This window comes from Achromobacter sp. GbtcB20 (genome assembly GCF_019091095.1).
Classification (GTDB): Bacteria; Pseudomonadota; Gammaproteobacteria; order Burkholderiales; family Burkholderiaceae_B; genus Achromobacter; species Achromobacter mucicolens.
Genome location: NZ_JAGXJZ010000849.1, coordinates 1 through 240 on the forward strand (window position 1 = coordinate 1; position 240 = coordinate 240).

Here is a 240-nt window from a genome sequence, read left to right on the forward strand (position 1 = left end):
TAGTCAAGTCCGCTCGCTCTTTGCTTATGTTCTGTGCGATCTCGTTGTGGGCTCTAACGGCCGCGTTGGCGTTCGCGATTAGCTTGGAAGCGGTGGCCAGCAGCTCGGACATCGGCTCGATGTGGACGGGCAGGCTCGGCCCTTTGGCCTTGTTCACCAGCAAAAGTGCATTGGTTTCTAGGCGCGCCTGGATGGCGGAGCGCTCGGCCTCAAACGCCCCCATGTCCATGAACCGAGAGC

General features: G+C 60.4%; 1 pseudogene. It reads right to left on the reverse strand.

From position 1 onward, the window contains the following. Positions 1-240, reverse strand: a pseudogene (locus tag KVT32_RS31370) (AAA family ATPase); the annotation flags it as partial.